The sequence below is a fragment of the Pseudoalteromonas prydzensis genome, assembly GCF_001661495.1.
GTDB classification, from domain to species: Bacteria; Pseudomonadota; Gammaproteobacteria; order Enterobacterales; family Alteromonadaceae; genus Pseudoalteromonas; species Pseudoalteromonas prydzensis.
Map to the genome: position 1 here is coordinate 41481 of NZ_BDDT01000008.1, position 13010 is coordinate 54490.

The 13010-nt window shown below is 40.9% G+C and carries 12 protein-coding genes; 6 read left to right on the top strand and 6 right to left on the bottom strand.

Going from position 1 to position 13010, the window contains the following annotated elements:
* Nucleotides 1-7: 7 nt before the first annotated feature.
* Both A7968_RS14750 and elbB read right to left on the bottom strand, forming a co-directional pair.
* Nucleotides 8-400, bottom strand: coding sequence for a c-type cytochrome (locus A7968_RS14750; RefSeq protein WP_064667343.1), 393 nt, complete (start codon nt 398-400; stop codon nt 8-10).
* A gap of 377 nt (nt 401-777) precedes the next feature.
* Complete coding sequence (elbB, locus tag A7968_RS14755; protein ID WP_064667344.1) at nt 778-1428, bottom strand: isoprenoid biosynthesis glyoxalase ElbB; 651 nt, start codon at nt 1426-1428, stop codon at nt 778-780.
* 569 nt (nt 1429-1997) lie between these two features.
* Here elbB and polA point away from each other — a divergent pair.
* The gene (gene polA, locus A7968_RS14760; protein WP_064667345.1) at nt 1998-4733 is read left to right on the top strand and encodes a DNA polymerase I; all 2736 of its coding nucleotides are present in this window, start codon (nt 1998-2000) and stop codon (nt 4731-4733) included.
* A gap of 60 nt (nt 4734-4793) precedes the next feature.
* On the opposite strand, the gene A7968_RS14765 is transcribed toward polA, so the two are convergent.
* Entirely contained in the window at nt 4794-5489 is a 696-nt protein-coding gene (locus tag A7968_RS14765; protein WP_064667346.1) for a lipase secretion chaperone, read from the bottom strand.
* A 116-nt stretch (nt 5490-5605) separates the two neighbouring features.
* The gene (locus A7968_RS14770) at nt 5606-6526 is read right to left on the bottom strand and encodes a lipase family alpha/beta hydrolase (protein ID WP_064667347.1); all 921 of its coding nucleotides are present in this window, start codon (nt 6524-6526) and stop codon (nt 5606-5608) included.
* A 420-nt stretch (nt 6527-6946) separates the two neighbouring features.
* Between A7968_RS14770 and A7968_RS14775 the strand changes: the two genes are divergently transcribed.
* Nucleotides 6947-7534, top strand: coding sequence for a YceI family protein (locus A7968_RS14775; RefSeq protein WP_064667348.1), 588 nt, complete (start codon nt 6947-6949; stop codon nt 7532-7534).
* Complete coding sequence (locus A7968_RS14780) at nt 7534-8055, top strand: DUF1285 domain-containing protein (protein ID WP_064667349.1); 522 nt, start codon at nt 7534-7536, stop codon at nt 8053-8055. The genes A7968_RS14775 and A7968_RS14780 overlap by 1 nt, the downstream gene beginning before the upstream one ends.
* Here A7968_RS14780 and yihA read toward each other — a convergent pair whose 3' ends face one another.
* Complete coding sequence (yihA, locus tag A7968_RS14785; protein WP_064667350.1) at nt 8056-8718, bottom strand: ribosome biogenesis GTP-binding protein YihA/YsxC; 663 nt, start codon at nt 8716-8718, stop codon at nt 8056-8058.
* A gap of 295 nt (nt 8719-9013) precedes the next feature.
* Here yihA and A7968_RS14790 point away from each other — a divergent pair, with 295 nt between their 5' ends.
* From A7968_RS14790 to A7968_RS14800, 3 genes are all read left to right on the top strand, one after another.
* A complete protein-coding gene (locus A7968_RS14790; RefSeq protein WP_064667351.1) occupies nt 9014-9646 on the top strand; it encodes a c-type cytochrome in 633 nt (210 codons plus the stop codon).
* Nucleotides 9647-10401: 755 nt separating this feature from the next.
* Complete coding sequence (yihI, locus tag A7968_RS14795) at nt 10402-10992, top strand: Der GTPase-activating protein YihI (protein ID WP_064667352.1); 591 nt, start codon at nt 10402-10404, stop codon at nt 10990-10992.
* Nucleotides 10992-11504 carry a DUF2489 domain-containing protein gene (locus A7968_RS14800; RefSeq protein ID WP_064667353.1) on the top strand — a complete coding sequence of 171 codons (513 nt, stop codon included), beginning with the start codon at nt 10992-10994 and terminating at the stop codon, nt 11502-11504. The genes yihI and A7968_RS14800 overlap by 1 nt, the downstream gene beginning before the upstream one ends.
* A gap of 66 nt (nt 11505-11570) precedes the next feature.
* On the opposite strand, the gene hemN is transcribed toward A7968_RS14800, so the two are convergent.
* Nucleotides 11571-12944 carry an oxygen-independent coproporphyrinogen III oxidase gene (gene hemN, locus A7968_RS14805; protein ID WP_064667354.1) on the bottom strand — a complete coding sequence of 458 codons (1374 nt, stop codon included), beginning with the start codon at nt 12942-12944 and terminating at the stop codon, nt 11571-11573.
* Nucleotides 12945-13010 lie beyond the last annotated feature (66 nt).

Sequence of the window (13010 nt, forward strand, 5' to 3'; positions counted from 1 at the left end):
TTAAGTATTACTTTTTGCTCATGAAATCAATGGCTGCTTGTAGCTCATCATCTGAACAATCCATACATGTACCTTTAGGAGGCATCGCATTAAAACCGTTAATTGCATGATTTAAAAGAGTATCTGCGCCTTTAGCCAAGCGAGGAGCCCAGTCATCAGCTGACTTTGGTGCACCGAGTGCGCCAGTACCATGACAAGCAAAACATGCAGCTTGGTAAACTTGTTCACCAGTGCGAGGACCTGTTGGCACGTCAGCAACGGCTGCTTTATCGCCTTCAAAGTAAACGGCACCAATCGGTGCGATACGTTTTTTGATTGCATCTTCAGTCATAGAGTTATCATATGGCTGTGCGTATGCGGTGGTTGCTAGCAATAATAATGCAGCTGATAGTTTTTTCATTTTGCCTTGCTCACTTCGATTTGAACGTGATCAATCACGATAGATGACGGAATTTAGAACGATTATATACCCAAACTACCCCAAGATGCGAGTTTCAGTTGGAATTAAAAGCGATTTAGAGAAGGCATTGATTGCAAATAATGGTTGTTCCCTTGTTAAAATCAATAACGCAGTATAAATCGCTTTTAAACCAACCCGATGGGCGTTTCACAGGCACTTATTCTCAGCGTTGTTACTTCTTAAAAGGGACTGCCATTGTTGCAAAGTAACGCCTTGATATTAAGCACCTGTGAAACGCTGAATTCTGTATCTTGGGGTGGTTTGGGTATAACGGCTTAGCCGCAATTTATAAAACTCAGTAATTGTTCACTCATGGTTTAACACATTTTAATTACAGCTTTGACGAGTTTCTCTATGCCTGCATCGGCCTCTAAAATAGATTGTGCCAGCATATAAGCAGGTGTGCTAACGAGTTTATGTTGCTCATCAATTACAATCTCATCGACGGCACATTCAACATGGTGCGCGCCAAGACTCTTTAGTGCATCGGCAGTATCTGCATCGTTACCTATGGTGGCTTTAACTCCATTGCCGTAGATCAAAGGGATCATTGCCGGTGCTATACACATATAACCTGCCGCTTTGTTGGCATCAGCAAATGCTTTACCGACACGAAGCATGTCAGCGTGTAATTGTGCTTGTGTGCCTTTAACAGCAAAATCGCAGAGGTTTTTCGCGGCGCCAAAGCCACCAGGGACAATTAACCCATCAAAATCATTAACGTCTAATTGAGATAGCGCTTTAATCTCACCTCTTGCAATGCGGGCAGCTTCTACTAGTACGTTACGATTTGGCTGCATTTCCTCGCCAGTGAGATGATTGATGGTATGCAACTGCTCGATGTCAGGAGCAAAGCATTGGTAGCTTGCGCCAGCTTTAGCAATATGTAATAAGGTTAATACAGCTTCGTTGATCTCCGCACCGTCATAAACTCCACAACCCGCTAAAATTACAGCTATTTTTTTCATATATTTGACTCTTATTTATGTTTCATAAAATTAGTTTAGCACGGCTTTTTAGTGGCCGTCGTGACCTTTGTAAGATCATTTTATGATCTTACTTTCGTTCATTTAAAGATTATTTTTATTTGATAATTCTCTTGAGGGTAAGTAAAAGCGCGCTATATGCTTTTTTAAAAGATCGCTAAGAGGAAAAAATTATAAAGGATCACTATGATCTTTGATCCATTGTGATAGAATGCTCGTCCGGTTATTTATAAGGGATTAATTAACCGTTATTCGTTGTACCAAAAAAGCAGAATGAAGGGAAGCGTTGAAATGCTTTTCCACATTGCTATAAAAAATAATAAAAAAAGAACCTCGCATTATCTTTTTTAAACAAAACATACACTTAACATTTTTCTAAGTAATTTTAATTTACTTTGGAGGAATAGCTTGTGGCTGTTATCTACATAGTTATCCACAGCTTGCTCTCATTTGGCTGGTTAAACAAAGCTTAATTGGCAGTCGTTTTATGTGTGTCCTTATGGCATGCTTACAATTATTTCGTTTTCTCTCATTTAGGATCCAATTACACCATGGCTCAGATCCCTGAAAATCCACTTATTTTAGTTGATGGCTCTTCCTACTTATTCCGTGCATACCATTCACCACCACATTTAACTAACTCTAAAGGTGAAGCTACCGGCGCTATTTATGGCGTGGTAAATATGATGAAAAGCCTGATCAAACAATATAATCCAAGCCATATGGTGGTAGTGTTTGATGCTAAAGGTAAAACATTTCGTAATGATATGTACAGTGAGTACAAGGCGAATCGTCCACCGATGCCAGATGACTTACGTACACAAATAGCACCGCTGCATAACATTATTAAAGCGATGGGTTTTCCGCTTATTAGTATTGAAGGTGTTGAAGCTGATGACGTAATTGGTACGTTTGCGCGGATCGCTTCAGAGCAACAGCGCCATGTATTGATCTCAACCGGCGATAAAGACATGGCTCAGTTAGTGAATGAGCATGTCACCTTGATCAACACTATGACCGACAGCATCTCAGATCCTGAGACTGTTGTAGAGAAGTTCGGTGTTGGCCCAGAGCTGATTATCGATTACTTAGCATTAATGGGCGATAAAGTAGATAATATTCCAGGTGTAGATGGCTGTGGTCCTAAAACGGCGGTTAAGTGGTTACAAAAATACGGATCATTACAAGGTGTGCTAGATCATGCTAATGAGATCAAAGGTAAGATCGGCGAGAAATTGGCAGCCGCTGCGGCTCATTTACCGCTAAGTTATGAACTGGCGACGATTAAATGTGATGTTGAGGTTGAATCGGATCTAGATACTTTCAAACTTCAAGAGCCTAATCGAGACGAATTAATCGCTTTATACGGTGAATGTGAATTCCGTCGCTGGTTGGCTGAATTACTTGATAATCCAAAAGATGCCGATACTCACTTAGCTGTACCAAGTGAAGCCAATGAACTGCCAAAAGTGGCAGACGCCCATTATGAGACCATCCTCAGCGAAGCACAATTAGATACGCTAGTTGAACAGCTAAATAATGCCGAGTTATTTGCGTTTGATACCGAAACAACCAGCCTTGATTATATGCAAGCGCAACTTGTGGGTATGAGCTTTGCTGTAAAAGCGGGCGAAGCTGTGTATTTGCCGATTGCCCATGATTATCCTGGCGCTCCAGAGCAATTAAGCTTAGAAACAGTGATGACTAAGCTTGGGCCAATTTTAGCGGATGAAAACAAAGCGAAAGTAGGTCAAAACCTTAAATACGATAAAAGCGTATTAGCCAATGCCGGTTTTGAACTCAAAGGGATTAAGTTTGATACTATGCTTGAATCTTACGTGTTCAACAGTGTTGGCACGCGCCATGATATGGATTCGTTAGCACTAAAATACTTAGGCCATAAAAATATCAGTTTTGAAGATATTGCTGGTAAAGGTAAAAAACAGTTAACGTTTAATCAAATTGAACTTGAAAAAGCCGCACCGTATGCCGCTGAAGATGCTGATATTACGTTGCGTTTACATGAAGTGTTATGGCCTAAAATAGCGGCTGATGACAAACTTAAATCGGTATTTGAAGAAATAGAATTACCGTTGCTTAGTGTTATTTCAGATATTGAGCGTACCGGTGTCGCAATCGATAGTAAAATGCTAGCGGCACACAGCCAGCGTTTAGGCGAGCGGCTCATTGAATTAGAAAAAGAAGCTCATGAAATTGCGGGTGAACCATTTAACTTAAGCTCACCAAAGCAATTACAAGTATTACTGTTTGAAAAGCTTGAACTGCCCGTTATTAAAAAAACGCCAAAAGGCGCACCATCAACCGCAGAAGAAGTGCTGCAAGAGTTAGCTCACGATTATCCATTGCCAAAAGTGATCATCGAACACCGTGGTTTATCTAAGCTTAAATCGACTTACACAGATAAGCTGCCATTAATGGTGAATGAGCAAACTAACCGTGTGCATACCTCTTATCATCAAGCGGTAACGGCGACAGGGCGTTTAAGTTCGACCGATCCTAATTTACAGAATATTCCCATTCGCTCAGAAGAAGGGCGTCGTATTCGTGAAGCGTTTATCGCTGCTGATGGTTATAAAATTGTCGCTGCCGATTATAGCCAAATTGAACTACGTATTATGGCGCATTTATCGCAAGATAAAGGCCTACTCAGTGCTTTTGCTAATGGCCTTGATGTACACAGTGCAACTGCCGCAGAAGTATTTGGTGTGACGTTAGAAGAGGTAACGAGTGATATGCGTCGTAAAGCCAAAGCAGTTAACTTTGGTTTAATTTATGGTATGTCGGCATTTGGTTTAGCGCGTCAGCTTGATGTGCCACGCCATGAAGCACAGCACTATATTGATAAATATTTTGAACGCTTCCCTGGGGTGCTTGAGTATATGGAATCAACTCGAGAGAAAGCGGCTGAAAACGGTTATGTTGAAACTATTTTTGGTCGTCGCCTACATTTACCGGAGATCAATGCCCGTAATGGCGCTCGTCGTAAAGGGGCGGAGCGTGCCGCGATCAATGCGCCAATGCAAGGCACTGCGGCAGACATCATCAAAAAAGCCATGCTAACAGTAAATAAGTGGGTGTATGAGCAAGCACCGAATACCGTTAAGTTGCTAATGCAAGTGCACGATGAATTGGTATTTGAAATCAAAACTGAGTGTGTTGAGCAATACACAGCAGAGATTTGTCAATTAATGTCTGATGCTGCGAAATTAGATGTGCCTTTAGTCGTTGAAGCCGATAGTGGTGATAACTGGGAGCAAGCTCACTAATCGCTACATCTTTGCATCAATAAATATCAGCGTGGCTGCACTGTGTGCAGCCACGTTTTTTTAGGTCTGAGGAAACAGTGCTAAAAATCGTCTTTGTTGATTTTCGGTGAGATGTTGATCGAGTAATTGCGCGATCTTTTGCTCGGCTTGCTGTGGATCATTTTGTTGTTTTAACAGCACAACTTGTTGTTGTAATTGCTCGCTAAGCGTTTGCCACTGTAGGCGTTGCTGTTGCAATGCAATTAACCGTGTTGCGGCGGCATCACCAAACTCAGCTGCAAGTTGATTGTAATCTTGCTGCTGCAATGCGTCTTTATAGCTGCCATTTAATTGTTGTAACTGTCGCGTTGGTTGCAATGATTGTGTGATCTCATCGGGTTGCTCGGCGTCAAGATTAGCTAACAGCTGTTGCTTCAGCTCCTTAGTTAAACTGCTATCAGTATTGATGGCTAATTTGGCGATTGTATAACGTTGCCACTGATTATCATCAGCAAAGAGCAAAGCAATTTCAGTCTCACTGAAATAGCGCTGTTGAAAAGCGATCATTGCAGCTAATTGTTCGCTTAGCGGTAAATGAGCGAGTTGTTGTTGCAACTCTGCCAGCGCGACTTTAAAGCTAAGATAGCGGTTAAATAGCGCATTGTTTTCTTGGCAGGCAGCTAATTTATCGCACTGTTGTTGAGTGTGCAAAGCGGTAAACTCACCGGACTCTTGGGAGGCTAAAATAACGTGTTCAAATATGTTATCAATCGCCACAGGGTATCCACCTGCAGTGGTGTTTTATCAACTCGCTGCGCTGGGTTGGATAAATAGATTAGAATACTGCTAGCAAGAGTAATCGCTAGCAGTAGGCTGAAAAACCACTTCATTATTTACAGCCCTAAATTTTTTAAGCGATTGGCATGTTGGCGATAGACAGTCAGTGGATCAGTTTCAAACAAATGATGAAAGCCAATCATTTGGTTTACTTCGTCAAGGTGATTCATCCGATAATTATCTTTTAAAACATAGCCTAAATGACTGCTACAGCGTGATACTAAACCGTCATCGTCCCCAGGGATCAATAGCGAGGTCAGTGCTAATGCAGCATCTGATGGGTCAAAAGCATTCGTTAAAGTGCGAGTGCCACTCCACGAGAAATAATATACCCCGTTACTTGCACGCATAGGGCCTTGTTGGCATTGTGATGCGGGTAAGCCTTCAGGGTATTGTTGGTTAAATGCCAGCGCCCCCTCGGTGGTTAAACTTTGCAAAGCACCAATAGCATCTTGTGGTAATTGGTTATTGCCAGAGAGTAAGGCGATTAGACCACCAAAAGCATCAAACGCGGTTTTTGCTACTCCTTCAAGTGCTGAACCTGGTGTTAGTCCTTCACGGACCACATCAGCCACTGGGCTACCAAAGTTAACCCCGCCAACACTGGTTGCTGAAGCAACTAAATCGGGGCGTAATGAGGCAACGTAGCGAATACTTTGTGCGCCTTGACTGTGACCAATTAGGTTTACTTTGGCAGCACCGGTGAGTGCGATAATGTGTTCAACTTGCTGCAGTAATTGCTCGCCGCGTTGTTCAGAGCTATTCAGCGAGGATACGGCGGTAACATAAACCTGTGCACCGTCTCTGCTCAGGCTTGCGGGCACCCGGTAAAAGTAATCAACCCCTAACACATCGTCAAAGCCCATTAAGCCATGGGCTAAGACAATGGGGTATTTTGTTTGGGTGTAGCCGGCATTCACGGTATTAGAGAAGATAAATAGCAAACTGCATAGGTAAAGCATGGTTATTTTTTTCATGATCTGTGCTCATTAATTGTGTGTGTTGTTGGTAGCTTTTGAGCTGCTTAAATAATTCAAAAGCGGTGGAGTTTTTATTCTAATAAGTTAATAGAGCAAATTTTAAGCACACAATCAATGTTAACATTAAGTTAATTTAAAATGCAATTTGTAGATTTCGTTATATGTTTATCAATTCTGCTAGTTAGTACCTGTATTTAGTTTATTTCTCATTATTAGTTTGCTAAAGTCCGCGCGTCCTCATCCTGTAGGACATCCTGTTGATGATGCACTCGCAAGGGTGCAACGTATTGATAGCTTCTCCCCAGTTTGCTATACCGACCCAGTATTGATTTACTGGGTTGTTTTTTATTTCCCCCATTGCACTTCATTCTATCAGTGCTAACATCAATATAATTCTCATTATCGAAGGAATGCGTTATGTTTAAAACTATGGCTGTGGCCACTTTGTCTCTTTCTAGCTTGCTTTTGGCACCTATTGCGAATGCTGCATGGCATGTTAATAATGATCAAAGTAAAGTGAGCTTTATATCGATTAAATCAAATAGCATCGCAGAGGCACATTACTTTAAAACGGTTTCAGGTGGTTTATCTGATGAAGGGCAATTCAAGGTAGAAATTGACTTGGCATCCGTTGAAACGATGATCCCAATCCGTAATGAACGCATGACAAACTTGTTATTTGAAACCGCTCAATTTCCTAAAGCAATAATCACCGCTGATTTAACTAAGCGCTTACAAGCTATTGCACCGGGTCAGCATTTATTAAAAGGGATTAGTGCTGAGCTTGATTTTCATGGCAATAAAAAAACCATTAAATTTGATGTGTTAGCAAATATGTCGCCAATGGGTGATATCACTATATCATCACTTAGCCCGATCATTATTAATGCCAGTGACTTTGCTGTAACAGAGGGCATTGCTCAGTTACAAAAGCTAGCAGGTTTGCCATCAATCGCAACAGCTGTTCCAGTAGACTTTTCTTTAACGTTAAATAAAGATAGATAATGCAAAGTTTACCTGAACTTGCCAAACTGCTTGAGCAACCAGGTAAGCCCTTTGCTGATTGGCAACCACAACATTGCGGTGAGCTGCCAATTCAAATCAATGAACAAGGCGAGTGGTTTTACACAGGAAGTAAAATTAATCGCCTTGCTATGGTTAAGCTATTTGCCTCGGTGCTTTGTAAAGAGCAGGGAGCGTATTATTTAAAAACACCGGTTGAAAAAATAGCTATCACAGTATGTGACGCGCCTTTTATTGTTGTTGATTGGTGCTTTGAAATGACCGAGCAAGGCCAAGTGTTGTGCTGCATTGATAATTTAGCGCGAACTTGGTTAATTACGCCAGCACAGCCTATTGTAGTGCAAGATTACCAAGGGCAAGCTGTGCCATATATTCAATTACCGCATGGCTGTAGTGCGCGAGTTTCTAGAAGTGTGTTTTATCAGTGGGCTGAAATAGCACAAGCTGATAAGCAAGGCTATTTCATTCAATCTGCGGGTCAGCGTTTTTACTTAAACGTCTGATTAAGCATCTGGTTCAGGCGTTTGTTCAACATCTGTAGGTGGTATTGCAACAATTGGTCCAAGGAACCATTCATCTAATTTCTTAGCGACTTCAGGTAATCCTGTGCCTTTTAAAGATGAAAACGCATGAACGGTAATATCACCTTCTAAAGTGCTTAACTCACGGCGAACTTGTAAAACTTGCGCTTTACGAGCACCTTGCTTTAGTTTGTCTGCTTTAGTTAACAATGCCAATACTGGAATTTCACTGCCAATTGCCCAGTTAATTAAATCGCGGTCTAAATCTTTAAGAGGGTGACGAATATCCATCAGTACAACGATACCCTTTAAACTTTGACGTTTTTGTAGGTATTCGCCTAATGACTTTTGCCATTTCTTTTTCATCTCGATTGGCACCTTAGCAAAACCATAGCCAGGTAAATCAATGAGACGCATATTATCAACGTCGGCTAATTCAAATGTATTGATCAGCTGGGTACGACCAGGCGTTTTACTGGTACGAGCCAGTTTTTGGTCTGTTAAAGCATTTAGGGCACTCGATTTACCGGCGTTGGAGCGGCCAGCAAAGGCTACTTCAATTCCCGTATCAGTAGGCAATTTAGTGATATCAGGTGCGCTGGTTACGAACGACGCAGTGTTATATTTGATACGAGATTTGAGCACAGGCTCTCCTAGAAACTTAATTAAGTATTACAGCGAGTAAACTTTACTTAATTAAAGTTCACTTAAGGGGCGCATTTTATACTATTACTACACTATTAAAAAGCGGATTTGGATTAAGATATCAGCCTAAAATGAACTAAAACGGCAGCTCTAAAGCTTAATCTAGGTCAAAACCCTATAATTTATAAGTTTAATATGAGTAGAAAACGTGCCAGAGAATTTATTATCGTGTAGAATATATAAATCACAACATCCATATTGTAGATGATACAGGGTCGGAAACAGAGAATTCACCATGAAAAAAATAGCACTATCTTTAACTATATTGCTTGGTGCGTTGTCAGCAAGCAACGCAACAGCATTTGATGGCGATGTAAACGCAGGTAAAGAAAAATCAGCAACGTGTGCGGCTTGTCACGGCCCAGACGGTAATGCGCCGGTTAATATCTACCCAAAAATTGCAGGTCAACACGCAGATTATATTTATAAGCAACTTGTCGATTTGAAATCAGGTATGACTTCAGGTGGTAAAGAGGGCCGTATGGATCCTGTAATGAGCGCAATGGCAATGCCACTTAGCGATCAAGACATGAAAGATGTCGCTGCTTACTTTTCGTCACTAAACATGTCTGAAGGTGCAACACCTAAAGATGTAGTTGAAGTTGGCGCAATGCTTTATAAAGCAGGTGATGCAGAGCGTGGCATTCCAGCATGTGCTGCATGTCATGGTCCACGCGGTAATGGCTCATCATTAGCTAAGTTTCCAAAAATCTCTTTTCAACATCCAGGATACATCAAGTCACAACTTGAAAAATTCCGTGATGGCACACGCCACAACGATTTAAATGGCATGATGCAAGATATTGCGAAGAAACTAACAGATAAAGATATCGAAGTACTTTCTCAGTACCTAGGTGGACTACACTAAAGTAGTATAGATTAATTAAATTATTAATACTAAACTCCATAGTTAGTTACAAAAAGCAGCGTAGGCTGCTTTTTTTGTATTTGTAATTTGTCGATATTGCCCTTCTATTTGTGAGACATTGACCATACCTAACTGTAAGCCAAATCTTATTTTTATTTTTGTTTTTATCATAACCTACTGTAATTTAATGTTTTCACAATGTTGCAATTTATGTTGTGTAAGAAAACTTATATAAATTAGTTGTAACAAAATTATTAATGCGTAAATTAACCCCTGTCGCTGAAACAATAAGAACAAAATGGATTAAACTACACGGAAAGTAGTGTGACGTGATTATCGGGGATAAGGCATCAGTTGATGCCACCGAGGGAATATTAAAAAAGAGTCAATGAAGACCGAGAATAATAAAATCTCATGGAAGTTTAAAATAAAAACAAAATGGAATGTTACACGGAAGGTAAAAATAATAACAACATGGAACAACAAAAATAATAACAATAATAAAGACTAAAAAGTCGAAGGGAGAAGTGTCCAGTTAAATGGCGCTCAGATTAGCAGGCGGTAGAGATGTTTTCTCTACCGCCTTTTTATTTGTCCTGTTACAATAGCCATCGTTTATACTTAAATGTATAAAAGTGCGCTAGTAGTCGAGTTACCCAACCTCAATCCGCACAAACCGAATTCTTCTGGCAAGGCCAGCATCGCAACGCCACAGTGCGCGTTGTTCAAAACCTCTTAAGTGAGATGATCAAGATATGAGTAGAAAGAAAAAGTCACGTAAAATCCCGTCTAACGGTCCCGTTCGTTTAAGCCAAGATAAGCTTAAAGAAATGCGTGCGTTAAAAGAGCAGCGTGTTAAAAAAACCAAAGGTGCTAAGCCAGGTTCACGTAATTCGGTTGATGCTTTACAGCCAGAGAGTAAAGGTAACCAGCAACACAAAGACAAGCGTGTTGGCAGCAAGAAACCGGTTCCTTTAATTGCAGTTGCAGCAGAGCCGGTCATTGAGTTAAAACGTAACTTAAAGCCACAAGTTGAGCTGAAAAAAGTGGTTCAACCTGAAATTTCACCAGAGCAAGAGCTAGAAGCGCTAGAAAATGACGAGCGTCTATTAAAACTAGTTGAGCTGCACGAAAGTGGCCAAATGTTAACTGGTAAAGATGCTAAGTATTTCAATAGCCGCATTGCACGTCACCAAGAGTTATGCGAATTACTGGGTATTGAAGATGAAGACGCTGCTGATGACTTTGATGATGAAGAATTTAGCGAACAAGGTAATAGTGATTTTGATCATTACTTGTCGAACGATTTAGCCAATGAATGGTTAGATGACGAGGACGATAAATAATGAATATGCTGATCTTAGCTCTGTGTGTTGGCGCTGCGATCATTGCGGGGCTGGCATTTTATGCTGGCCAATTGCTGTATAAACTCAGTGCGCAAAAAAAACTGATTGCCAAAGAGCAAGCAAAGCAACAGGCGAAGCTCGCGAAGTCTCGTGTAGAGCGCAATGCTAAGCTCGCCGATAGTATTCATTTAATCGCTCGTGCAATGGAGCAGGAGCAGTGTGAGTTCTCAGAAGGGAGCTTACGCATTTGGGTGCTAATGTCGCAATACAGCTTTGCTGACGACGGTGATATCTCGCTGCGCTACCCAGGTATATTTGCTATGTATGAAGTAGTAAAAGAAATGCCAACTCATGATGCTCGTAAAAAATACTCGAAAAAAGAAATCTTTCAGCAAGACAGTGCCCGTTGGCGTGCAGAGGAAACTCATGCAGAGCAAATTAAAGCTGACTGTAAGAAAATTATCGAGGAGTTCAAAGCAGCGCCTGGTAGCGAAAATGTAGTGTTTAATTAAATTTGTGATAGCAAGATAAGTGAAAAGCAGACCTAAGTCTGCTTTTTTTATGCTTGTGTGTTCAGGTTAAATTACCCGTGAGAACCGAGTTGCGTTAATCTGGTTTTGTAAATGAGCATCAAAACACATGCAGATGATGCGAATAAATAAGTTTCCCCGTTCAGTCACCGTAATTATGTTATTTTTAATATTGATCATGCCATCTGCTAAGAGTGGGTCGAGTGCTTTGAGTGCATCAACAAAGTAGCTGGCAAAATTGATCTGGAACTTATCTGCGATAGCGCGAGTATCAAGTTGAAAATGGCAAATCAATTGCTTGATCACTTCTGCGCGAATGACATCATCTTGGCTCAATTGCATTCCTTTACAGATAGCGCTACCTAATTGGTGTTCAATGTCATGATAATAGGCTTTTAACTGTTTTTGATTTTGCAAAATTGAGCTGCCAATTTGTGAGATTGATGACACCCCTAAGCCTAATAAATCACAGTTGCCATGAGTAGTATAACCTTGAAAGTTACGATGTAATTGGCCACTATTTTGTGCAATTGCTAACTCATTACTGGTTTTTGCAAAGTGATCCATACCGATAAACTGATAACCGGCGTCACTCATTTGCTCAAGGGTGTTTTTAAACATAGTGAGCTTGTCGTGAGCGTTGGGTAAATCGGCATCTTTTATTTTTCGCTGTGCGGCAAAGCGCTCCGGCAAGTGCGCATAATTAAATACCGACACTCGATCAGGACTCAGGGCGATGAGTTGCTCAATAGTGGTTTTGAAGCTTTCGGGTGTTTGCAGTGGTAGGCCATAAATCATATCCGCATTGATAGATTTAAAACCCAACTGGCGGGCTTCAGTGAGCAAGCTTTTTACTGCACTGGCACTTTGTGGGCGATTTACAGCCAGCTGCACTGCGTCATTAAAGTCTTGAATACCAAATGAAACCCGATTGAAACCTAGGTTGCGCAAATGCTCTAACATACCATCAGCTAATGAACGAGGGTCAATTTCAATACCGCGCTCAGCATCAGAGGCAAATTTAAAGTATCGATGCAGCAAGGTAATTAAACGGCTCATTTGCGTGCTGCTTAAAAATGTTGGTGTTCCGCCACCTAAATGCAATTGCTCTACTTGGTAGCCTGAAAAATGAGGGGCTTGTGCAATGATCTCTTGCTCTAAATAATCAAGATAAAGGTCTGCTTTTGACTGATGACGAGTGATCACTTTATTACAGCCGCAGTAGTAACAAAGCTGGCTACAAAATGGGATATGGATGTATAAAGAGAGGCTATTAGTTGATGATGAATTAATCGCGTTGATCAAATCATGCTGTTGGTAGCCCTCATTAAACGACAATGCGGTTGGGTAAGAGGTGTATCTTGGCCCTGAAATATTGTACTTATTTATTAAACTTTGATCCCACTTTGGTAAATTAATCATCACGCGCGCCTTTAATAAAGTTTGCATAATTATAAAAAAACCAACTTGACGGGGTATTGATCTATA